At 38.8% G+C, this 23889-nt stretch carries 15 protein-coding genes, 19 tRNA genes, 1 rRNA gene and 3 pseudogenes; 10 read left to right on the top strand and 28 right to left on the bottom strand.

Translation table 11 applies throughout. From position 1 onward, the window contains the following. Positions 1-2: 2 nt before the first annotated feature. The 3 genes from J2S10_RS12285 to J2S10_RS12295 are packed head-to-tail and all read left to right on the top strand — an operon-like array spanning position 3 to position 3125. The gene (locus tag J2S10_RS12285; RefSeq protein WP_307408068.1) at positions 3-1145 is read left to right on the top strand and encodes an aminotransferase class V-fold PLP-dependent enzyme; all 1143 of its coding nucleotides are present in this window, start codon (positions 3-5) and stop codon (positions 1143-1145) included. Next, positions 1126-1731 (top strand): YitT family protein, encoded by a 606-nt coding sequence (locus J2S10_RS12290; RefSeq protein WP_307408070.1) that lies wholly within the window; start codon positions 1126-1128, stop codon positions 1729-1731. Before J2S10_RS12285 ends, J2S10_RS12290 begins: the two co-directional genes overlap by 20 nt. Then, on the top strand, positions 1728-3125 hold the full coding sequence (locus tag J2S10_RS12295; RefSeq protein ID WP_307408073.1) for an amino acid permease: 1398 nt from the start codon (positions 1728-1730) through the stop codon (positions 3123-3125). The genes J2S10_RS12290 and J2S10_RS12295 overlap by 4 nt, the downstream gene beginning before the upstream one ends. Positions 3126-3275: 150 nt before the next feature. Here the strand turns inward: J2S10_RS12295 and J2S10_RS12300 are convergent, their stop codons facing one another. Together J2S10_RS12300 and J2S10_RS12305 are read right to left on the bottom strand one after the other, a co-directional pair. After that, positions 3276-4163, bottom strand: coding sequence for a DMT family transporter (locus tag J2S10_RS12300; protein WP_307408143.1), 888 nt, complete (start codon positions 4161-4163; stop codon positions 3276-3278). 287 nt (positions 4164-4450) lie between these two features. Then, the gene (locus J2S10_RS12305; protein ID WP_307408075.1) at positions 4451-5038 is read right to left on the bottom strand and encodes an NAD(P)H-dependent oxidoreductase; all 588 of its coding nucleotides are present in this window, start codon (positions 5036-5038) and stop codon (positions 4451-4453) included. Positions 5039-5158: 120 nt separating this feature from the next. Here J2S10_RS12305 and J2S10_RS12310 point away from each other — a divergent pair, with 120 nt between their 5' ends. Further along, complete coding sequence (locus J2S10_RS12310) at positions 5159-5587, top strand: MarR family winged helix-turn-helix transcriptional regulator (protein ID WP_307408078.1); 429 nt, start codon at positions 5159-5161, stop codon at positions 5585-5587. A gap of 278 nt (positions 5588-5865) precedes the next feature. On the opposite strand, the pseudogene J2S10_RS12315 reads toward J2S10_RS12310, so the two are convergent. Further along, positions 5866-6326 (bottom strand): annotated as a pseudogene (locus J2S10_RS12315) (amino acid ABC transporter ATP-binding protein); the annotation flags it as partial. A gap of 491 nt (positions 6327-6817) precedes the next feature. Here J2S10_RS12315 and J2S10_RS12320 point away from each other — a divergent pair. The 4 genes from J2S10_RS12320 to J2S10_RS12335 all read left to right on the top strand — a co-directional run bounded on the left by J2S10_RS12320 (position 6818) and on the right by J2S10_RS12335 (position 13106). Next, positions 6818-7885 (top strand): LysM peptidoglycan-binding domain-containing protein, encoded by a 1068-nt coding sequence (locus J2S10_RS12320; protein WP_307408080.1) that lies wholly within the window; start codon positions 6818-6820, stop codon positions 7883-7885. A gap of 237 nt (positions 7886-8122) precedes the next feature. Then, positions 8123-10372 (top strand): SH3 domain-containing protein, encoded by a 2250-nt coding sequence (locus J2S10_RS12325; protein ID WP_307408082.1) that lies wholly within the window; start codon positions 8123-8125, stop codon positions 10370-10372. Positions 10373-10943: 571 nt separating this feature from the next. Beyond that, positions 10944-11813, top strand: coding sequence for a glycoside hydrolase family 25 protein (locus J2S10_RS12330; RefSeq protein ID WP_307408083.1), 870 nt, complete (start codon positions 10944-10946; stop codon positions 11811-11813). A 312-nt stretch (positions 11814-12125) separates the two neighbouring features. After that, a complete protein-coding gene (locus tag J2S10_RS12335; protein WP_307408085.1) occupies positions 12126-13106 on the top strand; it encodes an N-acetylmuramoyl-L-alanine amidase in 981 nt (326 codons plus the stop codon). Between the two features lie 426 nt (positions 13107-13532). Here the strand turns inward: J2S10_RS12335 and J2S10_RS12340 are convergent, their stop codons facing one another. After that, the gene (locus tag J2S10_RS12340) at positions 13533-14483 is read right to left on the bottom strand and encodes an LCP family protein (RefSeq protein WP_307408087.1); all 951 of its coding nucleotides are present in this window, start codon (positions 14481-14483) and stop codon (positions 13533-13535) included. Positions 14484-14881: 398 nt separating this feature from the next. Here J2S10_RS12340 and J2S10_RS12345 point away from each other — a divergent pair, with 398 nt between their 5' ends. Then, on the top strand, positions 14882-15502 hold the full coding sequence (locus tag J2S10_RS12345; RefSeq protein WP_307408090.1) for a hypothetical protein: 621 nt from the start codon (positions 14882-14884) through the stop codon (positions 15500-15502). Between the two features lie 154 nt (positions 15503-15656). Here the strand turns inward: J2S10_RS12345 and J2S10_RS12350 are convergent. The 4 genes and pseudogenes from J2S10_RS12350 to J2S10_RS12365 form a co-directional block, all read right to left on the bottom strand. Further along, positions 15657-15743, bottom strand: a pseudogene (locus J2S10_RS12350) (IS3 family transposase); the annotation flags it as partial. A gap of 159 nt (positions 15744-15902) precedes the next feature. Next, positions 15903-17126 carry an anaerobic sulfatase maturase gene (locus tag J2S10_RS12355; RefSeq protein ID WP_307408092.1) on the bottom strand — a complete coding sequence of 408 codons (1224 nt, stop codon included), beginning with the start codon at positions 17124-17126 and terminating at the stop codon, positions 15903-15905. Between the two features lie 49 nt (positions 17127-17175). After that, positions 17176-19404 (bottom strand): arylsulfatase, encoded by a 2229-nt coding sequence (locus J2S10_RS12360; RefSeq protein ID WP_307408094.1) that lies wholly within the window; start codon positions 19402-19404, stop codon positions 17176-17178. A 1036-nt stretch (positions 19405-20440) separates the two neighbouring features. Next, positions 20441-20866, bottom strand: coding sequence for a hypothetical protein (locus J2S10_RS12365; protein ID WP_307408096.1), 426 nt, complete (start codon positions 20864-20866; stop codon positions 20441-20443). 489 nt (positions 20867-21355) lie between these two features. Here J2S10_RS12365 and J2S10_RS12370 point away from each other — a divergent pair. Continuing rightward, positions 21356-21478 (top strand): annotated as a pseudogene (locus J2S10_RS12370) (IS3 family transposase); the annotation flags it as partial. 71 nt (positions 21479-21549) lie between these two features. Here J2S10_RS12370 and J2S10_RS12375 read toward each other — a convergent pair. The 20 genes from J2S10_RS12375 to rrf all read right to left on the bottom strand — a co-directional run. Next, positions 21550-21623: transfer RNA gene (locus J2S10_RS12375), tRNA-Arg, on the bottom strand. Positions 21624-21736: 113 nt separating this feature from the next. Continuing rightward, positions 21737-21811 (bottom strand) — tRNA-Asn (locus J2S10_RS12380). Between the two features lie 22 nt (positions 21812-21833). Beyond that, a tRNA-Ile gene (locus J2S10_RS12385) sits at positions 21834-21910 on the bottom strand. Between the two features lie 10 nt (positions 21911-21920). Beyond that, positions 21921-21996: transfer RNA gene (locus tag J2S10_RS12390), tRNA-His, on the bottom strand. Positions 21997-22119: 123 nt separating this feature from the next. Continuing rightward, positions 22120-22196: transfer RNA gene (locus tag J2S10_RS12395), tRNA-Asp, on the bottom strand. A 3-nt stretch (positions 22197-22199) separates the two neighbouring features. Then, positions 22200-22273: transfer RNA gene (locus J2S10_RS12400), tRNA-Met, on the bottom strand. Positions 22274-22298: 25 nt separating this feature from the next. Further along, a tRNA-Ser gene (locus J2S10_RS12405) sits at positions 22299-22391 on the bottom strand. A gap of 17 nt (positions 22392-22408) precedes the next feature. Next, positions 22409-22485 (bottom strand) — tRNA-Ile (locus tag J2S10_RS12410). A gap of 153 nt (positions 22486-22638) precedes the next feature. Then, positions 22639-22712: transfer RNA gene (locus J2S10_RS12415), tRNA-Met, on the bottom strand. Positions 22713-22730: 18 nt separating this feature from the next. Beyond that, positions 22731-22806: transfer RNA gene (locus tag J2S10_RS12420), tRNA-Ala, on the bottom strand. Between the two features lie 19 nt (positions 22807-22825). Beyond that, a tRNA-Pro gene (locus J2S10_RS12425) sits at positions 22826-22902 on the bottom strand. 8 nt (positions 22903-22910) lie between these two features. Next, positions 22911-22987: transfer RNA gene (locus J2S10_RS12430), tRNA-Arg, on the bottom strand. A gap of 36 nt (positions 22988-23023) precedes the next feature. Beyond that, positions 23024-23112 (bottom strand) — tRNA-Leu (locus J2S10_RS12435). A gap of 44 nt (positions 23113-23156) precedes the next feature. Further along, a tRNA-Cys gene (locus tag J2S10_RS12440) sits at positions 23157-23230 on the bottom strand. A 95-nt stretch (positions 23231-23325) separates the two neighbouring features. Then, positions 23326-23410: transfer RNA gene (locus J2S10_RS12445), tRNA-Leu, on the bottom strand. Positions 23411-23423: 13 nt separating this feature from the next. Then, positions 23424-23499: transfer RNA gene (locus J2S10_RS12450), tRNA-Lys, on the bottom strand. Between the two features lie 12 nt (positions 23500-23511). Then, positions 23512-23587: transfer RNA gene (locus J2S10_RS12455), tRNA-Thr, on the bottom strand. Between the two features lie 15 nt (positions 23588-23602). Next, positions 23603-23675 (bottom strand) — tRNA-Val (locus J2S10_RS12460). Positions 23676-23678: 3 nt separating this feature from the next. Next, positions 23679-23753: transfer RNA gene (locus J2S10_RS12465), tRNA-Glu, on the bottom strand. 42 nt (positions 23754-23795) lie between these two features. Next, a 5S ribosomal RNA gene (gene rrf / locus J2S10_RS12470) occupies positions 23796-23889 on the bottom strand; the annotation flags it as partial.

The raw sequence follows: 23889 nt of genomic DNA on the forward strand, positions 1-23889 counted from the left end.
GTATGGTTACCCCTTTTAAAAAACAACGAGAGTTATTTCCAACACTATCAAACACCATCCATTTGTCCAGCTGCTCACAAAGTGCAATCAGTTTACCCGTTAAAGACGCCATCAGTTCGTATCTTCAAAGCTGGACTGAAAACGGAATGGATTGGAATGGCTGGATGGATGAGGTTCAACACGCAAAAAACGAGTTTGCTAGATTAATTAATGCAGCTCCTGAAGAAATTGCCGTTTTATCGAGTGTGTCTGATGCCGCTTCTGCTTTTGCGGGTGCTCTTTCTTTTTCAACTGAACGAAATAAAGTAGTCACCACTGATATCGATTTTCCATGCGTAGGCCATGTATGGCTTTCACATAAAAGAAGAAATGCCCAGGTAAACTTCATACCTCCGGAGGAAGATCACTCGATTTCATTCCAAGCATATGAACAAGCGATTGATTCAAAAACACTTGTTACCTCGATTCCTCATGTTTCTTATTATAACGGCTATAAACAAGATTTGAAATTGCTTTCCCAATTAGCTCATAGCCATGGATCCTATCTATTTGTTGATGCCTATCAATCGGCAGGAAGTGTATCAATCGATGTGAAGGATAGTGATGTAGACGTACTGGTAGCAGGGGCGCAAAAATTTTTGCTGGGGGTTCCCGGGATTGCGTTCATGTATGTAAAAAAGGAGCTGGCCAATCAATTGGAGCCACTTACAACGGGATGGTTTGGAAGACAAAATCCATTTGCTTTTACCAATCAAATTTTGGATTATGCGGATGTAACCAGAAGATTTGATACGGGTACTCCACCGATGATCAATGCCTATGCAGCCCGTGCAGGAATCTCACTTCTAAATCAGATCGGAATAAAACCGATTGAGGAATACTTAAATCATTTATCAGGTGTATGCATCGAAACGGCCCAAAAACATCAATTAGAAATTGCCAGTCCGTTGGATATCGAAAGAAAAGGAAGTAATACAGCGATACGGGTTAAACATGCATCCTATTTAGAACAGCATCTGAAATCACAGCGGATCATTGTGGCAGCCCGAAACGATGTCCTAAGAATTGCCCCGCATTTTTATAACACAGAGGATGAAATTGTCAAAACTGTCGAGGCGATCGCCCATGCTCTTATCACAAAGTAAAAAAATACTCGCCATTCTAGCCGGCACATTGCTTGTCGCCTGCGCTTATTATGCTTTTCAAAAACCGAATGGGATCACAGCCCCCGGATTAGGTGGAATAGCAGTTATTCTGGCGAATTTCCTTCATTCGCCCTTAGGTCTTATTTATTTCATCCTTAATATTCCATTATTTTTAATGGGCTACCGTTCCATCGGGTCGACCTTTGCTTTTCTTAGCCTGATTGGGATGGGCTCCCTTTCCTTCTTTTTAGCCGTTTTATCCCACCTCCCGATTCTCCCCTCTCCCATAATCGGCTGTATTTTGGGTGGTTTGCTCTCCGGGATTGGGATTGGGATCGTTATTCATGTTGGCGCCACAACCGGAGGCTTGGATATCGCAAGTGTCGTCATTGCAAAGCGGTATCCCTTTTTCACCATTGGAAAAACGATGATGGCTGTAAACGGCTGTGTACTGATTTTGACTTTTCTGGCAGCCGGATTAACCCATACCATTCTTACCTTTTTAAGCATCATTATTGCTGGAAAATGCGTGGATTTAACCCTATCGTTATTTCAACACGCTAAAAAAAAGGAGGCTAGTTTATGAAAGATCATATTATTAAGCAAGAAGAAGGGTTAAAACGTGCGCTAACAGATCGGCAACTGACGATGATTGCAATCGGCGGTGCCATTGGGACCGGATTATTTATGGGAAGTGGAATCGCCATTAGCTATGCAGGTCCCGGGGTATTGATCAGCTATGTCATTACTGCCTGTATTGCCGTTATAATGATGTTCAGTTTATCTGAAATGGCGGTTGTTCACCCTACTGCGGGTTCGTTTGGAACCTACGCTGAAATGTATCTGAATTCTTGGGTTGGTTATGTAGTTCGTTACACCTATTGGGCGGCCCAGGTTATTGCCATCGGTAGTGAAGCCGTTGCCGTCGGTATTTACATGCAGTATTGGTTTCCGGCTATTCCCGTATGGATTTGGGCTCTTGGATTTGGTGCGATTATTATTTACGTCAATAGCCGTTCTGTCGGAAACTTCGGGACAATTGAATATTGGTTTGCGATGATTAAAGTAGTAGCCATCGTCTTATTTATTATTTTCGGAATCTCCGTTGTGTTGGGGATCGGGCATTCCCATGCCATTGGTTTTAACCATTATACAGACAATCATGGATTCTTTCCAAATGGATTTAAAGGAGTTTGGATGGGCGTACTAATGGCGATCTTCTCTTTTTACGGTGTAGAAATCATCGCTGTAACGGCCGGTGAATCGAAAAATCCACAGAAAGCCGTACCAAAAGCAATGAGAACGATGATTATCCGCCTATTTCTCTTCTATATCCTATCACTGGCCATCATTCTTGCGATCATCCCCTGGGCAAATGCAGGTGCACATGTAGTCGCACAAAGCCCGTTTGTAAAAGTGTTTGAAAGCTCCGGTATCAGATATGCTGCAGGAATCATGAATTTTGTTGTCCTAACAGCTGCATTATCCAGCATGAACACGAACCTTTATCTCACCTCACGGATGCTGTTCTCACTATCCAGAGGCAACTATGCACCAAAATCCTTAGGCAACTTAAGTAAGAACGGAACACCGATAAATGCACTTTTGGCTTCTAGCGGTGGAGTTTTAATCGCAAGCCTTGTTTCCTATTTTAGTCCGATGGCTTTTAACTACTTATTCGGAGTAGCCTTATTTGGAGGAATCCTTGTTTGGATTATCATCCTCGCAAGTCACTTAAATTTCAGAAAAAGTGTTCATCTATACCATCCCGGACCGCTACCTATTAAGGCACCACTGTTTCCAGTCTTACAGTGGATTGGTATTATTCTATTAAGTGCCATTCTGATTACAATGGCCTTCTCCCCGGATTTCCGTGTAGCGTGGATTGTTGGTGTACCGTTTATCCTTATTATTAGCCTATCGTTCTTCTTACGTCGGAAATCTCTGCCGATGGAAATAGACAGTCAGTTGAAATCTTAATCGTATGAAGAAATCAATAAACCTATAAAACAAGCAGGCCCTAGTGAATGCACTTCACTAGGGCTTTTGTCGTTTTTAGCATTGGCGCCGAATCGTATTCAACAGGATTACTTGCACATGTTACTTCCACAATATCCCTTTTAAAAGATTCTATTCTATATACTTCTTATCATTTAGTTTTAATAAACTTTTAAAATCCAGTTCTGCAATTAGTACACTTATTAATAAGAGTGTCGCACCTAAGTAACCTTTATTTGTAAGAGTTTCACCTGTGAAAAAGAAAGCAAAAACGGCTGAAAAAACAGGTTCTAATGAAAAAATAAGACCTGTATGTGTAGGACTGGTATATTGCTGTGCAATTATTTGAACAATGAAAGCGATTGCCGTACAAAATATACTTAATGCTAAGATTGAAAACCATGATTCAGAATTGTTAGGAAGTTTTGGTGTTTCCATAAAAATGGAGAAAATAATACTAAAGAGTCCAACAAAACCAAGTTGTAAAACTCCAAGGGAAATGGAATTGACATGCTTAGCCATTGTTCCAGTAACCATGATATGAACTGCATAAAATAAAGCACAAAGAATACAAAACAGATCACCATAGCCTGTCTTTAATTCGTTATTTAATGTTAATAGACCTATTCCTACTATGGCTAGAACAATTCCAAACACAACTTTTTTTTCAGGCTTTTGTTTTAAAAATATTGATGATAATACGGGAATAAATATGACTGTGAGACTAAATAAGAAACCAGCATTCGAAACTGATGTATACTTTGTACCGAAAGTCGCAAAAACATAAACGATAAACAAAATAGAAGCTAATATAAATGCATATTTAACAGTTTTAAAATCAGTCTTAATTAAGTGCTTGTAAAATACGATCCCTGATAAAAGAAAAGCAATAATGAAACGTAATGAGATTAAATTATATTCTTGCATGTAATTGAGACCAATTTTTGTAAGCAAGATAGATGAACCCCAAAAAAATGTAATCATTAGTAGCATTAAATCAGCTCTTAGTTGTATTTTCATCTCTGTTCCCTCGTTAATCTTTACCTTTAAAATATTTTTTAATTTTTCTTGTGTACTATACACATAAGATAAGCAACTCTTGTGGCGCACTGACATTAACTGTCGTCCTATTTCAGGCGCATTTATCCTCTCTATTATTTCGGATATTGACAACTATTACAAGATATATAATTTCGGATAAAGTTAGTCTATGAGTCTAAACCAGTGACGTATGCCGCACTATATTAATTTGACCTCTTTCCGTACCATAAACATTGTTAATACTTCTCTTCTTACCATTTAAAAACCTAACCGTCTACTTTTTTAAAATAACGATAAATCTTTTCTAGTTTTTTAGTTTGTTTTCCCTTTGGATTTTCCATATTACCAAATTCAAAAAACTTCACGTTTTTGATTCCTACAAAATTAAATAAGGCTTTTTTCATTAATATTTTATGCGAATTATTTAACCAGAGAAGTGGATAATTTGTAGGTCCTTTCATGGTGGACACACATACAACTGACTTTCCTTTCAATAGACCCTCCGGTAGAAGTCCCTTCTTATCCTTGTAGGCAAAATTTGCTGCAAATAATTGATCAATGTATCCCATCAGCATTGCAGGAGGCCTTCCCCACCAGATTGGATAAACAAAGACAATCTTGTCAGCCCAAGTTAGTTGCTTTCTATATTTTTCAAGATGAGGATCACGATACATATCGCGCCTTTGTTTGTGCTCATTAAACACCAGGAGTGGATTAAATCCCTCTTCATACAAATCTAAGACCTGTAACTCCTTTATATTAGGATTTTCATTACTTCCATTAATGACCTTTTGTAAAAATTCATAACATAAACTTTTGTGATTAGGATGTGTGTAAATAACAAGGATTTTCATAACGCACCCCTTTTACTTATCATTTGATAACAAAAGAATAGCACCATCTGCTTTTTATTGTCAAATGATAATTGTATTTTGAAAATAATTTTGTTATCTTCTCAGTACGAGGTGAGAAATATGGACAAAAAAGCTCTTTTTTTTAAATGTGTGTCTTTTACAGCTTCGGTTCATCAGGTGACACACGAATTAACACAAAACGCCAAATCTGATTCCATCACGCAAGTTCAATATAAAATTCTTGAGTATATAACCGTTAGTCAACCTGTTACCCTTAGTGATATAAGTGAGTGTCTGCATATATCAATGCCAAATACTAGCCGTGAGTTGAAAAAATTAAGTGAAAAAAATTTAATTGAAAAAATAGGCGATACCGAAGATCGACGAAAACAATACATTCGTCTCTCTAAAGAAGGAGAAACCATGATGAACGCAGCCTTTGCATCTATAGAGTCTCGTTTCTTAAATCGAATAAACAATGCTTCGAAAGAGGATTTAGTGGATATTGACCGCGCCCTAGATATTCTTCAGACAAAACTATTTTATTAAGAGCTGTTTTCGCAAGAATAGGCTAAACACACGTATTTATCTATGCTATAGCGCTCTTTTCCTTAACGAACTATTCCAAATTAGTAACTGCTCTTGGGAAAAATGTTAAAACGAATCTTACTTTTGATCAGATAATGGACATTCAGTTAACTTAAATAAAAATAAGGCCCTATCGGCATTACTGTAGGACCTGTTACCCTCTACTGCATCTCTTTTTAATTTTCCATACGAGTAGTGAACAGTTCTCCACATGTTGGGATTACTGATACAAATAAACTCTATAGCACTTTGCTTAAGAAAGCTTTGGTCCGTTCGTGCTGCGGGTTGCCGAACAATGCATTCGGTTCATTTTCTTCGACAATATAACCGCGCCGTCCATAAAGATTACCCGGTCCCCCACTTCCCTGGCAAAGCCCATTTCATGAGTCACAACTACCATGGTCATACCTTCTTTAGCCAGCTGTTTCATTACCTCTAAAACATCGCCTACCATTTCAGGATCAAGTGCGGAAGTCGGCTCGTCAAATAACATAATTTTTGGATTCATTGCAAGTGCCCTCGCAATCGCAACCCGCTGTTTTTGACCCCCGGATAGTTCGTCCGGATAACTATTTGCTTTTTCCTTTAGTCCCACTTTATCAAGCAGTTCCAGCGCTATTTTTTCCGCTTCTGATTTCTCCGTACCGCGAATTTTTATTGGTCCTAGAGTAATGTTCTCTAAAACGGTTTTATGAGGAATTTTAGTATATTCATTCATTTTGATATAAAAATTTTAAATATCTAAATATTTAAAATACTAAAATAGTTAAAGATACCCCTAGAGATCATTCGAAAAAGTTTGTAAATCATTTTCGCAAAAAAGGATCTTGTTATACTAAAATAGCATTAACATTCAATAAACATAAATAACTATTAGTAGTTTAAAAGAACTGTATTCTCTTAAAAATACTTGATTCCAATTTGGATATTTTCTATTTTGATGGTTCGGTTTGACTATTCTCATAAGCGAAAATCTCTCCTTTTTAAATAGGTAATTTGTCCAACATATTCAATTTTCGACTATTTATGACAAATACGGACAGAAACCTATATAGACTGACGAATATTACATATGGGGATATATTTGTTATGGCCTATATTTAGTAAAAAATGGATTTAAGTGAAAACCATAACATATACCCATCAATAAATGAACGTATTACTTTACACCATAATGGGGGAGCAGGAGAATTGGTTATTACTACGAAAGAAATTTTTGCAAATGGAGAATTAGCACTAAGAAGGAAAGAAACTCACGGTAAAAGCAAGCAAACAAAAAGTGTCCCGGTTTTCACTACAAGGATGGAAAAACGCGACTATTATAACGAAAATTATTTCACTATTCGAAATGTATTAGATATTAAAGGATTCCTAAAAGATATTCGTGATAATTGGGATACATATGTTTCACAGGTTCACAAGTGGATTCAAATAAATCCAGTAAAAAAACTTGTCGTGACTGGCATTTTTACCATAGTTCTTGGCTTTTTAGGAAGCAGTGCGAATGCAGAATCATTTATTCAAGAATATACGTACCAGGTTAAAAGTGGTGAAACAATTGAACATATCGCTGCGGAACATGGTGTTACAGCACAAGAAATATTAGATGCCAACGGGATATCTTCCATTAACGGTAAAAAAATCCTTTTACCAAAAGTAAACGACAGAACGGTTACCGCCACAATACTAAATATTCGGTCTCAACCAAACACTGAAAGTAGTATTATTGGAAAAGTTAAAAAAGGCGATGTTGTTAAAGTTGCATACGTAGAAAACGGATGGGCCGGCATTCTGATTAATGGAAGAGTTTGTTTTGTAAGTGATACATATTTAACAAATAACGAACCACTTAAAACACAAAATGGGGCAGTTAAAGACAACAGCACAAACACAAGTTCATCTGTGTATGTGATTAAGAAGGGTGATACGTTTACAAAAATCGGTAAAGCACTAGGTATCCCTGTCGCTTCCATTCAAGACCTAAATCCAACAGTAGACTCTTTCAAGTTGAAAATAGGACAACAAATCAAAATCCCTGCCATGACTGCAGCTGATACAAATGACATAAAAGTAACAGCTCAAATAGGAGGGGTAGACCCTCATGGAACTTTTCGTTTTATCACGTCTGATGGTAAAACGTATGCTGCAAAAGCATCTGGCAACATGTTAAATGAATTATTTGAACTAGAAGGAAAAAAAGTAACACTAACCCTTCAAGGAAAAAGGGGTCAACAAATGACCTTAATTTCTCTCACATAAATTTTATCAATCGAACGAGTAGCCTCCATGTGGGGCTTTTTGTTTGTTCAAGTAATAGTATCATTCTTCCTCATTAATCGATAAAAAATCTATCAAACTATGGAAATTCAGCATGATTAATCCTTTTTCTACATATTTTTCATTTTTTGGGTGTGTTGCAAAAAAAGAAATGCTAAAATTAGGATTAATATACTAGTTAATAGTGTTCATTATTAATAGATTATTAAGGAGATAGTGATGAAAAAAGTAATTCTACCTACGATTTGTTTTGCTGTTTTATCAACAACTGCCTTTGAAAAAGCTGTTTTTGCTGAAAATCCCAAGTCACTAACTACTATCGTTAGTAATCACTCAGCTTTAAAGACGACAATCCGATATGTCAATGTCTCTACTGGTTCCAGCTTAAATTTACGTAAAAGTGTTTCTACTAATTCATCCATTGTGGCTAAGCTGGCGAAAGGCGCTCCCGTTACGGTTTACTCTGAAGCCAACGGTTGGGCAAAAATTAAGGCTAACGGATTGGATGGGTTTGTTAGTTCTCAGTTTTTATCTGCTTCGAAACCTAGTGTTACCAGTTCCCCGTCCGCAACGACTAACACGGCACCCACTGCTAAGCCTACGGCTGCACCTGTGACGACCAAATATGTAAATGTATCTGCCGGATCTAGCCTGAATATGCGCAAGAATGCTTCATCCAATGCATCCATCATCATCAAACTAAGTAGAGGAATTCCAGTTACGGTATATTCTGAGGAAAAAGGCTGGGCGAGAATTAAGGTATACGGCCAGGAAGGATTCGTTAGCTCTCAGTATATTACGAAAACGATTCCTAGCTCTGTTTCTTCATCAAATGGCCAGCCTAAGGAGACACCAAGCGTGATCAAATTTGTAAACATCAGCAACGGGTCTTCCCTAAATATGTATAATAGTGCTTCTTCCAGTAGCTCCGTGATAGCAAAACTAGACAGTGGGGCTCAAGTCATTGTTTACTCCGAGAATAATGGTTGGACGAACATCAAGGCAAATGGAAAAGATGGCTATGTAAGTTCAAAGTTCCTATCTTCATCAAAACCAACCACAAAAACGGCATCCGAAACAATCACAACAAAATATGTCAATATAAGCCCAAAATCCAGCCTTACTATGCGTAACAATCCGTCTCCTAGCGCCTCCATTATGGTCCAACTGGCAAGAGGTGTTCAAGTTTCTGTGTATTCTGAGGAAAATGGCTGGACAAAAATAAAAGTTTACAATCAATTCGGCTATGTTTCCTCAGAATATCTCTCGGCCACAAAACCCGGTACGATCGATACCGATACGAACATGAATACATCCAAGACAGAAACAGTTTTAAAATTTGTCAATGTCAACTCCGGCTCTAATCTTAATATGCGTTCAGAAGCAGCTGACACATCCAGTGTTTTGGCTCAACTATCTTCTGGAACCGTCGTTACTGTTTTAGATGAAAAAAATGGCTGGTCGAGAGTTACAGCTAATGGAAGGACCGGGTATGTCCACTCTGAATACCTTGCCATAAAGGCACCGGCCACTGTAAAAAAGGACATTAATTATACATATGAGAATTTAAATATGACATTAAATGAAATGACAGCTATACAATATCATAGTGGGCCGCAAACTGATAAACAATATCATACCTATCTGCGTGAAGACGCATTAATCGTAAATAACCCTTCGAACCCTGTCAGCGGGATTGTTAAAGGGTCCGGTTGGAATATCCGCGGCGGGGCCGGAACGGATTATTGGACTGTTGGAACAGTGAATGGAGGAGAACATCTACAAATATTATCAAAAAAATTAGGATCAGATGGACATTATTGGTTTGAAGTTAATTACGAGAAAAGCTGGGTTAATGCAAGCCCTGATGACACAAAGTATTATTTAGATCCCCATAATTTTGTTAAGAGCTCAGTAGATTCGTACCAATTTCTTAAACTATCTCAAACTACTAATTTAGACTCGAAGGAAGTAAATAAGAAGATACTTTCAGGTAAAGGAATATTGGAAGGACATGCCTCTACTTTTATTTATGCAGCTGAAAAATATGGGATAAATGAAATGTATCTCATTTCGCACGCATTGCTAGAAACCGGTAACGGCACCTCTCAATTAGCAAATGGAATCCAATTAAACGGGAAGACCGTTTATAATATGTATGGAATTGGTGCCTATGATAATTCCGCCTTAACAAGCGGTGTCCAATACGCCTATAATGCGGGATGGTTTACACCAGAAGATGCTATTATAGGCGGAGCAAAATTTATTGCACAGGGATACATAGATGCCGGGCAAGATACTCTTTATAAAATGAGATGGAATCCCAGTATGGCCGCAACAGCAGGATACGCTACCCATCAATATGCAACAGATATCGGATGGGCTGCAAAGCAAGTAAAACAAATCTATAATTTATACACCCTTTTAGATTCCTACCAACTTACATTGGACATTCCTCAATATAAGTAAAGAAAAAAGAACCAACCTGAGTCATCATTCAGGTTGGTTCTTAGATAAATAACTAAATTATTACAATCAACCTTTAATACATCTTTGGCAAAACAGCTTGATGTTTTGCCAAAGATGGCCCACTTCTATATTATTTTTTATAAAAACACGGCGATTTAACTTCCCCCTTTTCTCCAACTGACTCTCGGGAAAATCCATCCTAATCATTAAGTGTTCATTTTGTTCGTATCCCATTAATCGCTCCAGCACTTTTTCCTAATCATCCTTCTCTTTTATAAAAATCATATAAAAACTAAATAAAAATGTAAAAAACGTCCTCAAAAATCACTTTTAATGTAAAAAAGATTGCTTTTTAGTCAATATTCTGATGAAAAGTGATTTTGTGTGGTTCGATAAAATGAGCCATTCCATATATGGTAGAGGTACCCGGGTATACAGGGCAATGCATGCTTTCAGAAGTAGCTCAACAATATAAACCGATGAATCATCTGGCGGCGGCTTCACCTATATTAAGCGGTTCACACGGGCGGTTTTTTATTTTAATAAACTAGTATAAAAGGAGGCGATTTTGATGACTCAATTAAAAGGAATCGACGTATCACACTGGCAGGGTGCTATTGACTGGGGGAAAGTAAAAGGTGATGGAGTAGAGTTTGCATTTATTAAGGCAACGCAAGGGACAAATTATGACGAGGTATCCTATTTTAAAGAAAATGTACCGAAAGCACTTGCGGCCGGGATCCATGTCGGCGCCTATCATTATGGAACCTTCGGAACCGCGGCTGAAGCTAAAGCGGAAGCTGCCTATTTCCTTAGCGTAATCAAAGGTTTTACCCTTGAATATCCTCTTGTTCTTGATTTAGAGGAAAATAAGAAAGGAATGAGCAATACTCAGCTTACCGATGCTGCTATTGCTTTTCTTAAAGCACTTGAAAATGCAGGTTATTTCGCTATGCTGTACACAGGTAAAACCTTCTTAGAAACACAGCTTGATGAAAGTCGATTGACTTCCTATTCAAAATGGATAGCCCGTTATAACAACGAACTAGGTAGAAGTGCAGATATGTGGCAATTTACATCATCCGGAAAAGTCAACGGTATTTCTGGAAATGTTGATTTGAACTGGGCATACCGTGATTTTACAGCAGTAATTAGAGGGATGAATAAAACAACTGCTTCACAACCGGCAGCGGCACAACAACCAAAAAAGGAGTACGCCTATTTCCCTCCTAACGCAGGTACATGGAGAGTATATCCTTTAAACAAAGCTCCAACAGCAGGAAATGAAGTAGGAGCGATCAACCCTACTAAGTTTGGCGGTCTTGAATATGAAATTTTAGCGAGACCTTACCCGAATGTCGCAACAATTCAGACATCGGACTTTGGGAAGGTAAATATTTATATTGGAGCAGACTCTAAAGCTCAAGTAAGAGTTCGATAATAACAAAGCCTTTCTACTAGAAAGGGCTTTGAATGTTATTATAAAAGCTGAACGGAATTTTATCCATTCAGCTTTCATTTTTATTGTTTCAACTCTAATTGAAAAAGAAAAGGAAACCAACAGTTAGATTTAGCATCCTTCCAGGGTGCTTTTTTTATGAGCATAACTGCACTTATGTAGCGCATTTCATTTAAATAAAAACCTCTCCCGGTATTATAAAGTCTTTTTAGTTTAAGGAGGAATATAGATTATATTTTGATAGAAACTTGTCCATACTAGTTTTAAAGTTTAAAAAAGATGGAGGTTACTAACGTGATAACAACCAAAATGAAGAATTTAAGCCTTATTAATGTGCTGGTTATCCTTATTGTTATGGTAGTGCCCTTACTCGAAATGGATCAAACTGCTTATGCTAATACGTCTTCTTCTTCTCAGGCTACGGTAATTGCACCAAATCTTAATGTGCGGGAAGCTTCAGACATTTCGAGTAAAATTATTGGCCTAGTTCATCAAGGAGACACGTTTGAAGTCATACAGACAAGGAATAATTGGGATCAAATTAAACTATCAAGCAATCAAACTGGATGGGTTTACAATGCTTACATAAAAAAGGTGAAGAAATCAGCTGAAAACATAAAAGCAACTGAAGACAATGCTTTAAACATTCGAGAAAATCCAGGTTATTCTAGTCAAGTTGCAAGTAATTTAAAATTGGAAACAATACTAACCGACCAGGATAGTCAGGGCCCTCTTGAAGGGAAAACCATTGTGTTAGATCCAGGTCATGGGGGGATGGATGACGGTACAACAAGCATTTTTGGAACACCTGAAAAAACATTGAACTTAGCAACAGCCACAGTTGTTAAAAAAAGGCTTGAAAATGCAGGTGCCAATGTCATTATGACACGGACCAACGATACTTATGTCTCCTTACAACAACGTGCAGATTTCTCAAACAATAACCATGCGGATGCTTTTATAAGTTTTCATTACAATTGGTCAAATGACCCATCGGTAAATGGATTGACTGACTTTTATTATCAAAAATCAAAAGATAACGCTTTAGCCTCGAATATTTTAAATGAGGTTGCCAAAACTACGAGATTAACTAACATTGGAACAAGATTCAATGACTTGAATGTTTTACGAAGTAATTCGCAACCCAGTACACTGATTGAACTTGGATTTCTTTCAAATAAACAAGATGATTCGGTTGTTGAAAGCACTACTTACCTTGATAACGTAGCTCAAGGGGTTTACCTTGGATTACTTGATTATTTTAATCAAGAATAAGTAACTATATTTTTGATTAATTCATCCTTTTACTATATATGTATACTACTAGTCGATTTTACATTTAATATCCAAAATAAGAAAGCCCCTCTTTATTTCAAGAAGGGCTTTTAATGTTATGGTACGGTTCACCCTAATTTATCTTAAATAAAAGCTGTGTTAAAGGCGAATGTGATTTTTTACAACTGTTGATTGGAGCGGAGGGCGCTCGACTCCTGCGGGATAGAGAGGTCACGGGAGACCCCGCAGGCGCATTAAGCGCCGAGGAGGCTCTCGGACCTCCCCGCGGAAAGCGAGCGCCAGGAGCGGAAATCAACAACCAAGTTTAACAGAGCCTAAATAAAAATAAGGCCCTACCGTCATTACGATAGAGCTTGGTCTGATCCCGTAAAAGATTGATTAAATTACACCAAAGCCAAAACTCTGCTAATCCTGAAAATACTTTGCAATAATACTCTTCATCTGCTGTTGATCAATCACAATCTCATCATTCCTAGCTTTCAGCACATCATCATACAAACTCTCCTGAACCCCTTGGAGCTGCTTGTAATTGACTTGTTTGTTAGGATCAATGCCTTTCACCGCAAGGCCAAGACTCAGCATATCCGACGTCGACATATTGGTTGCAACCATATATTTAGATACGGAATTAACTAATGATGGCAGTTTCGGAATATTACCTGGGCTTAACGCTTCTTCAGCAATTCCCTTTAACACCGCGACCTGTGCCATTTGCCGTCCATAATCCCCACCGGCAGCGGTGTGGCGTTCGCGGGCAATCGCTAATGCCGAAGTTCCGTTCACGAAATGCGGACCGGCCGTAATCACTTGGGAACCGATTTTCACTGTCTCCGGTACGTTCATCGTGATCCCACCCAAGGCATCGACCATCGCTTGAAGGCCTTCAAAATTGGTTTCGGCATAATAATTAATCGGCACTCCCGTAAAATCACTGATCGTTTTTACAGCGCCTTCAATTCCTTGCTTAGGACCATTCTTCGACTGCAGGACATACTGGACGCTCGTTAGTTTGGTATAGCCATACCCGCTTAAATGAACACGCGTGTCACGCGGAATGCTGATCGCGTTGATTTGGTCCTTGCTTAAATCAACATGCGCCAGCATCATCGTATCGGAATGCCCGATGGATTGACCTGGTCGTTGATCCGACCCCATTAGTAAAATGTTAAAGCTCCCATTACTTTGCTGTGTGGTATTCCCCCCGTCCACTACTGGAACGGTTTTGAAGTGCTGGTTTGGCTGAATTCGATTGTAAGCAAATGCAAGGACTGCAACTATAACGATAATGATTCCAAGGATGGTATTACGAATAGCTTTCCATTTGCTCTTCTTTTTCATATGTCTCTCAGATCCCATATATCCTCCATTAGTAAGCGCTTTTATATATAACCACTCTTGTTTAGGTTGACTGAAAGGAACGTTTTCCATTCCATCAATCTAAAGGTTCTTCCGCAAAAATATGAAAAAAGTATGAATTTTACGATTGGTAATAATAAGGAATTACCTATTTTACACCATCCAAACATTGTCTGCGAAAGTCAAACCTAAGTTATTTGGCTTCAGGCACCCAATTTTACACAAAGCTAACATTTTCACAACAGGTTTAGCCGGAGATGTCCCATCCTTCACTGTTGGAAAAAATTTTTTAATAAAAATTTTGTTTAATTTTCTTATCTTATTCATACTTTTTTCAAAATACATGGTTACATTGAAAACTGTAAGGAAATTTATTTTATTAAGGAGAGGTTCTCAAGATGAAAGTTAAATCCAGTTTGATTGCACCGATTTTAGCAGCATCTATATTAGTACCAACTGTAGGAAATGCGATGGCTAATCAAAAAACAGATACATCCAACACATCCGCAACTATCCAAAAAGAGAATCAAAAAGAAACTCATCACAAATTGGGAAAAGAGGAAAAGCAAAAAGATCTTATGAATATTATTAGTCAATATGCTTCTCCTCAATTAAAAACTCAACTTACAAAAGATCTTGCCACTCGTGAAAGTTTAATGAAGCAATTACGACAAACACCTGGTTTCCAAAAGCAAGAAAACCAAGAGAAAACGCAACGACAAGCATTTTACCAAGCTCATAAACAAGAAATTGATTCTATAAAACAACAAGTTAAAGATGGAAAATTAACTAAACAACAAGCACATAAGAAATTAGAAGCACTATTCGGAAAAGAACAAGGTAAAGATCAAGATAATGATAAAGGAAAAGAGCAAGGCAAACGCGGTATCTATCGAGGATTAAAAACAGCGATTCAAAAGAAAGACAAAGCTGCTATTAATTCAGCATTAGAAAAATTTGATGAACAATTAGAACGTTCTAATCAGCAATTACAACAAAAGATCAACGCTAATAAATAATGTTGATTTACATTAAGTAATTCTATTATTATTGGAGATGGCATAAATAGTTAGAGTCATACTTGAATAACAATTAAATTAGCACGCAAAAACGCTTGGGAAAAGTTTGTATCTAATTCTGAAATGACCCCAAAAAGTTAGACATTTTATTTCATTAGGCCGCTTCTAGGGCTTGGGTTCGGTATTGTACCGGACTCAAGCCTTTTAATTTTGCCTTCATTCGTTTGTGATTGTAATAATCGTATTTAAAATCAGGCCAAATTGAACGTTTCGAAGAATTTTCACAGTTTACGAATCATTGTCTATTCTTCTTATCTTTATTGGAGCGTCTTTCATACTAATTAATGCTTTTTTCTAATATTTTATCCCTTTCATTTTCTCCTTTTCCCTAAAGATCTCCTTAATCCATCATGATTTCTTTTATATAGGAAGCAGAGAATCCATCTTGTAATAGCTGTTTCATCATTTTCATGTATGGATTAATATGCTTAAAATATTTCTTATAGGATGCACATAGATAATTTAGTCCTGGCTCACTTTGTTCTGATACTAGAAATCTATGTTTAGGACATTCACCATGACAAGCAAATCGAACCTCGCAATTTCTGCACACGGAGGGAAGTGTATCTCGCTTTTTTTTACCAAAGGTAAGCTGTGATGGCAAATTCATCATATCGGTTAAGCTGTCAGTAATATTACCCAATCGATATTCAGGATAAACGTAATGATCACAGGAAAACAGATCCCCATTATGTTCCATAGCAACCGCTCTACCGCACTCTTCCGAAAAAATACAGATTGGTGACGAGATTCCTATCCAGGAAGCTAATGCCCATTCAAAATTCATGACATAAACCGATCCTACATCATGCCGGACCCACTCATTAAAGATTTGAATTAAGAACTCTCCATACATGTCTGGTTCTACCGTCCAAGGAGTTACCGTTTGTTGAGCTTCTTCCATCAATAGAGAAGGTGGTGTTCCATGGCGTAAAGACAACTCAACTGCCCCTTCATTCACTTCTCTTTCTACAATGGGAATAAACTGTATATATTGAATGTCTTGCTGCTTTAAAAAGTGATAGATTTCCAGAGGATTATATGAGGCATGTCTTGTGACACAGGTAAGTATGTTATATTCTACGAGATGATTCTTTAACATAGAAAGAGACTTCATGACTAATTCAAATGTAGGTTTCCCCCCACGATCAATCCGGTACCTATCATGAATATGCTCCGGCCCGTCTAAGCTTAGACCTACCAAAAAGTGATGCGCTGAAAAGAACTCACACCAACGGTCATTTATTAATGTTCCATTTGTTTGAATCGTATTTGTAATTTGTTTACCATTCGCATATTTGTTTTGAAGAGAGACAGCCTTGCGAAAGAAATCTAACCCTATTAACGTTGGTTCCCCTCCCTGCCAAGCAAAGACAATTTCTTGCGTGTCCTGGGAGGCGATATACTGTTTAATATACGACTCTAAAACGTCATCAGACATTCGGAAGGAATGATCTTTAGGAAAATACGCCTCCTTTTCCGTGTAATAGCAGTACGTACAATCCAGGTTACAAATCGGACCAGTTGGCTTTGCAAGTATGTGGAAACTGTTGTATTTATCCAATTTCTTACCTCTCTTCTTTTGCTGGATCTTTCCAATCTTCATAGGGCATTTAAAGATAAATCATCGTTCCATTTATATTAATGTAAATGAAATCTCTTTTTTTCTTTTTCAAAACCCTGCTATCTTCTTGATCATTATGAAGTTCAATGACCACTCTCTCAATTTGCCCACTAAAAGGAAATTCCGGCACTGGGTAGTTAGGGCTCACTGATGTTAATCGATCCCTGCCTATATCCACTCCCTCAACCGAAATAACAAATGGTAAAGTACGAGGCATATAAAGGGTGCCAACCTGTTGACCATTGATATAAAGATTGCCCGTCCCTTGAATGAACATCTCCCTTTTAAATTCAAATTTTATGGTTGAATAACCAACGGGCACTTCAACAGAGGATTGAACTTTATAGAAAGTGCCAACATAATTATATTCATAGAACAAGTGGTTATCTTTTATATACAATGTATACCCACTTGAATAATTACCATGAGCAATTAATACACCTTCTGCCGTACGATTCGTACGAAAGATTGGTACTGTGATCGAGTAAGAAGAACGTGTTACATTTGGAGCAGCACTTGATGGCAAATGAGCCATACCGGGATAGAAGATGAACGTTGTTCTTCCTTCCTGCAATCCTTTATACCCTTTTCTAAATGGATTGTCATCTAAGGGCAGGACACCGTACTTCTTAGCTTCCTGCCACCATATTTCTTGAAGCTCTTTTAATTTTCCCGGATACTTTTTTGCTACATTATACTTTTGCGAAAAATCTTGGTTTACATCGTATAACTCCCAATGATCTTCATCAAAAGGGACACCCGGTTCATGATAGGTAACAGCAACCCACCCATCCTGCCAAATAGCCCGATGTCCGAGCATTTCAAAATACTGTGTTTTTCTCTTTGATGGGACATGCGGTTCTGTAAATGTATCTAGCATACTCACACCATGAAGGGGCATCTGTGGAACTCCTTCATAAATTTTAGGAGCCTCAATACCTAGGAGATCTAATATGGTAGGAGTAATATCAATAGCATGATAAAATTGGGAGCGAATTGAGCCAGGGTCCGGAATACTTTGAGGGCATTGGATGATAAGGGGGACATGCGTCCCTCCAAAAAACGTATTTTGCTTATAATATTTAAAAGGCGTATTATTCACTTGCGCCCATCCTTTAGGATAATTCGGTCTTGTAAAAGGTCCTCCTATCTCATCAACATGATCAAACATGTCATCCAAGCTTTCCTGGATTCCATTGAAGTATGCGGAATCATTAATGGAACCATTCCAGCCTCCTTCCTGACTACCGCCGTTATCAGAAAGTAAAACAATTATGGTATTATCTAGCTTGTTTTTTGATTTCAGGAAATTGAGCAATCTGCCTATTTGCTGATCCGTGTGAGTTAAGAAGCCGGCAAACGTCTGTTGAAATTTGATAAACAAACCTCTCTCCTTCGTTGTAAGTTCGTCCCATGGCTTAATCCCCGGATTGCGTTCAACGAATTCGGTGTAAGGCGGAATAACTCCTATTTCCTTTTGTCGTGCGAATCGCTCTTCCCTTATTTGATCCCAGCCTTTATCGTAAACTCCCTCATATTTTTCTATAAATTCTCTTGGTACCTGATGAGGCTCATGCTGTGCCCCGAAGGCTAAGTACAGGAAGAATGGACGGTCCGGAGTAACAGAAATATGATCAGTCAAAAATTCCATCGTTCTATCAACCAGGTCCTCTGATAAATGATAATTAGAGTTATCAGGCTTTTGGACACGATGATTATCGTATATTAAATCCGGCGTATACTGATCAGTCATCCCTAATAAAAAGCCATAATACCGCCCAAAGCCTTTTGAGAGTGGCCAGTTTTCAAAAGGTCCACTAGATGCTGCTTCATGACCAGGAACCAGATGCCATTTGCCAACCAGATAGGTCGCCATCCCATTCAACTTTAAAATCTCAGCCAAAATGGCTGCCCTATCTGAAATTCTCCCTCGCTTATTAGGGTATTGAGGTCCCCAATCTATTTCAGTTACGAATCCTACCCCTACCGAGTGGCAATTACGACCTGTTAGAAGACACGCACGAGTAGGAGAACACAATGGAGTTACATTAAAGTTATTATACCGAAGGCCGTTTTTAGCTAATGAATCAATATTAGGCGTTTCAATCTCTGAACCAAAGCAACCTAAAGCTGAATAACCACAATCATCTAGAACAATATATATTACATTGAGCGCAGATTTTTTGTCGGAATTTTCAAGCCCTGCCCTAATCACCATTACCATCTGTCCTTTCATACTAAATAATAGTACAAGGGTTCGTAAACAATGGGCATATATATTAAGTAACGTATGAAGAGGACGATATAATAATGAATAATCTACTTAAAAAGACGCTTTTTTTATTTCCTAAACGGAACCTTGAAAAAACCGCCTTTACTTATGATACGGTTCACCGCGATTAATCCGAAATTATATTAGTGATAGTACCATTTTCATTTCTACTAGTACCTCACACAATTATTCATTTATTAATAAGAGGGATCTTGTCACATTAGTTATAACCAGCTGTGAAAGGAAAGTATTTATAAGTGCTTATAAACCTTAGATAGATCAAGGGTTGTAAACCCAACCACTTATTAGTGGTTGTTTTTTTATGTTTGGCAATTATGAGTCGCACTTTCATCATTCGAGCAATTCCACCAAAAATCCCTTTTAACCAAACGTTTGATTAAAATTGGCACTAGCCCTCCTACTAAAGGATTTCCACCTCAAAACACTTAAAAATTATGTCACAATTTTGTCACCAAAACACTCAAACAACCCTGTCCCTTTTCCCTCTGGATTTATATATAGAGGGTAAAAGGGTGGTGCATTTAAATGAATTTAAAATCAGGCCAAATTGAACGTTTTGAAGGATTTTCGCAGTTTACAAATCTTAAGGAGTTTAATCATTAATCATACGTGAGGTTATTTCGATACAAATGATCTAATACTCTTAGAAAGGAAAATTCTCTTGGTACTTTCGTAGGCACTGACCGTAGGGAATTTATCTTAAACTGAGTGGGCGGGCTGACCCCAATTCTTCCATTATCTAATCATGCTAACGGGGGCCAGAGTGGCGGCAATCCCTTTATTTGTTCATTAACGTAGCAGGAAGATGAAGAAGATAGTAGTTAACATTTCATGTTGGCTCAGATTGTAGACAAAAGGCATCCGATTAAGCCTATTTGGATGCCTAAACATCTTTCTCAAACTAAAGGTTTCCAATCAGCCTAAGGCATAGTAAATCTATATCAGATAATAGATTCGAATATTAGCTTTTTATTAGCATTTTATCTAATTCACGTACTTTATCATATGAATTTAATAGTTGTTTAGGTACCAATGTTCTTCCATATTCCCAGGAATTCGTTTCTATTAGAGATAAAAGCTGTTCTTTTTCTTCTTCCTTACCATACATTATTATCCTAGTATCATGTTTATTTTTCTTAAAATCTAAATAATAACCGAGCACATGATAAAGAATAATTTTAACAAAGTTTTCATCTGTCTCTTTAATCTTAAAGTTCATTTTAGCTTTATATCCGTTAACTTGTAAGTAGTTAAACCTTATAGTATTGTGCGATACGTTATAACTCATTGGTGCAGTTAACTTATTGTTAAATTCATAATTTATATCTAAATTGTGCTCATGTAATGTATTTTCAATTATCTTCTCGATATCCCATATATAAAGCATCTTATTGATCACTTCCCTTTCAAGGATTTACTTCATTTAGAGTAATCTGCTCCCTCGTATTAAGTAGGCAGAAGCGACACAAGTGGCACCTTGTGATAGTATTTCTTCTCGACTTTTACTAATCCTTTACCTAAATGATTCTTTTCAAAATAGCATTTGACCTCATTATGAACTTTTATCTTATCACCCGAAGGGTAGTCTTTAGCAGGAAAATGGATCCGTGTCCCGTCATCAACCTTTTCCGTAGTATTGATTCCCTTGATGCGAGCACCGCTCGGATGATCACTCTTTTGAACATGTTACTCTACCCCCTTCTATTTATTTTAAGAAATGAGAGAGGAAAGTGAATCCTTCTTTGTTCCTTTAGTCTTTATACCTATGTCAGGATTGAACCATATTATTCTAATGCTACAAAAAGGGACAAGTTCACCAAGGGGTGAAGTCTGCCAAAATGAAGTTGAGTTCATACATATTTGTTTGGATTAGCATGTTGAATATTTTAAACAAGAATTAGCAAAATATATTGATTATTATTATCACAAACGAATTAAGACAAAATTAAAAGGCTTGAATCCGGTACAATACCGAACTCAAGCCCTAGAAGCTGCCTAATAAAATAAATGTCTAACTTTTGGAGTTCACTTCATATCCAAGCGTTTTTTCATACCTTATAACTGTTTTTACGCGCCTTAGAGGATTCGAACCTCTGACCGTACGCTTAGAAGGCGTATGCTCTATCCTGCTGAGCTAAAGGCGCATCTTATCTATGGCGGAGAAGGAGGGAATTAAACCCATGTGCCGTTTACTCGACCAACACCCTTAGCAGGGGCGCCACTTCAGACTCCTGATTACTACCTAATAACAATAAAATGGCTCCGCAGGTAGGACTCGAACCTACGACCGATCGGTTAACAGCCGATTGCTCTACCACTGAGCTACTGCGGAACAAAAATATATAATTTTATTATGGTGGGCCTAAATGGACTCGAACCATCGACCTCACGCTTATCAGGCGTGCGCTCTAACCAGCTGAGCTATAGGCCCATAATAAATATGGGGCGGCTGATGGGAATCGAACCCACGAATGTCGGAACCACAATCCGATGCGTTAACCACTTCGCCACAACCGCCATCATGGTGGAGGGGGACGGAATCAAACCGCCGACACAAGGATTTTCAGTCCTTTGCTCTACCAACTGAGCTACTGAGCCACACAATCTATATCAACAGTAGTTAACCTACCGGGATAAAATTGGCGGTCCGGACGGGACTCGAACCCGCGACCTCCTGCGTGACAGGCAGGCATTCTAACCAACTGAACTACCGGACCATATTGCGGGGGCAGGATTTGAACCTACGACCTTCGGGTTATGAGCCCGACGAGCTACCGGACTGCTCCACCCCGCGACGATAAGATAAAAAATAAATAATATGGCGGAGGAAGAGGGATTCGAACCCCCGCGCGGTTTAACCCGCCTGTCGGTTTTCAAGACCGATCCCTTCAGCCGGACTTGGGTATTCCTCCATATTATAAAAAATTACTGGTGGACCTTGTAGGACTCGAACCTACGACCGGACGGTTATGAGCCGTCTGCTCTAACCAGCTGAGCTAAAGGTCCAAATAAAAGTTCTTTTACTTATGTTTAAAATCTGTCTGTCCCCATCTCAGAAAGCCTAATCAAGAAGCAACTCGATGGGTACAACTCGTAGCATACTCAAGGAAGCCTTGCTCGTTGCTCTAACCAGCTGAGCTAAAGGTCCTCAAAATTTGATAGCGGCGGAGGGGATCGAACCCCCGACCTTACGGGTATGAACCGTACGCTCTAGCCAGCTGAGCTACACCGCCAAATATAAGATTAAATTATGGTGGAGCCTAGCGGGATCGAACCGCTGACCTCCTGCGTGCAAAGCAGGCGCTCTCCCAGCTGAGCTAAGGCCCCATGAAGATTTTTTTAAAAGTGGTCGGGAAGACAGGATTCGAACCTGCGACCCCTTGGTCCCAAACCAAGTGCTCTACCAAGCTGAGCTACTTCCCGTTAAATAATGGCGCGCCCGAAAGGAGTCGAACCCATAACCTTCTGATCCGTAGTCAGACGCTCTATCCAATTGAGCTACGGGCGCGTATTTTGAAAGTTATTTTGCTTTCGCAAAAAACTTTGGTGCCGAGGACCGGAATCGAACCGGTACGGTAGTCACCTACCGCAGGATTTTAAGTCCTGTGCGTCTGCCAGTTCCGCCACCCCGGCGAAATTAAATACCTGTACATATCGAAACTCTTCATAAAATCTTATGGAGGCGGCAACCGGATTCGAACCGGTGGTAAAGGTTTTGCAGACCTCTGCCTTACCACTTGGCTATGCCGCCAATCTTATGGAGCGGATGACGGGATTCGAACTCGATACCCTCACCTTGGCAAGGTGGTGTTCTGCCACTGAACTACTTTCGTATCTATAATTGAATGGTGCGGGTGAAGGGAGTCGAACCCCCACGCCTTACGGCGCCAGATCCTAAGTCTGGTGCGTCTGCCAATTCCGCCACACCCGCATATAAATTAAAATGGTGAGCCATGAAGGACTCGAACCTTCGACCCTCTGATTAAAAGTCAGATGCTCTACCGACTGAGCTAATGGCTCACTTAAAAAAAATGGTGCCGGCTAGAAGACTTGAACCCCCAACCTACTGATTACAAGTCAGTTGCTCTACCAATTGAGCTAAACCGGCACAATTTATATATGATGGAGGATGACGGGATCGAACCGCCGACCCTCTGCTTGTAAGGCAGATGCTCTCCCAGCTGAGCTAATCCTCCATATGGTGACCCGTACGGGATTCGAACCCGTGTTACCGCCGTGAAAGGGCGGTGTCTTAACCGCTTGACCAACGGGCCAACTATAAAATTAGGCAAAATAATAGCCCCTATGGGGGCTTAGCCTGGCAACGTCCTACTCTCACAGGGACTCGCGTCCCAACTACCATCGGCGCTGAGAAGCTTAACTTCCGTGTTCGGTATGGGAACGGGTGTG

This window comes from Neobacillus ginsengisoli, from assembly GCF_030813055.1.

Excerpts from the sequence above, each read along its gene's own strand:
- J2S10_RS12340 (WP_307408087.1), bottom strand. The coding sequence starts at position 14,483 with ATGGGATCTGAGAGACATATGAAAAAGAAGAGCAAATGGAAAGCTATT.
- J2S10_RS12365 (WP_307408096.1), bottom strand. The coding sequence starts at position 20,866 with ATGCTTTATATATGGGATATCGAGAAGATAATTGAAAATACATTACAT.
- J2S10_RS12325 (WP_307408082.1), top strand. The coding sequence starts at position 8,123 with ATGAAAAAAGTAATTCTACCTACGATTTGTTTTGCTGTTTTATCAACA.
- J2S10_RS12300 (WP_307408143.1), bottom strand. The coding sequence starts at position 4,163 with ATGAAAATACAACTAAGAGCTGATTTAATGCTACTAATGATTACATTT.
- J2S10_RS12305 (WP_307408075.1), bottom strand. The coding sequence starts at position 5,038 with ATGAAAATCCTTGTTATTTACACACATCCTAATCACAAAAGTTTATGT.
- J2S10_RS12330 (WP_307408083.1), top strand. The coding sequence starts at position 10,944 with ATGACTCAATTAAAAGGAATCGACGTATCACACTGGCAGGGTGCTATT.
- J2S10_RS12360 (WP_307408094.1), bottom strand. The coding sequence starts at position 19,404 with ATGGTGATTAGGGCAGGGCTTGAAAATTCCGACAAAAAATCTGCGCTC.
- J2S10_RS12285 (WP_307408068.1), top strand. The coding sequence starts at position 3 with ATGGTTACCCCTTTTAAAAAACAACGAGAGTTATTTCCAACACTATCA.
- J2S10_RS12290 (WP_307408070.1), top strand. The coding sequence starts at position 1,126 with ATGCTCTTATCACAAAGTAAAAAAATACTCGCCATTCTAGCCGGCACA.
- J2S10_RS12310 (WP_307408078.1), top strand. The coding sequence starts at position 5,159 with ATGGACAAAAAAGCTCTTTTTTTTAAATGTGTGTCTTTTACAGCTTCG.
- J2S10_RS12295 (WP_307408073.1), top strand. The coding sequence starts at position 1,728 with ATGAAAGATCATATTATTAAGCAAGAAGAAGGGTTAAAACGTGCGCTA.
- J2S10_RS12345 (WP_307408090.1), top strand. The coding sequence starts at position 14,882 with ATGAAAGTTAAATCCAGTTTGATTGCACCGATTTTAGCAGCATCTATA.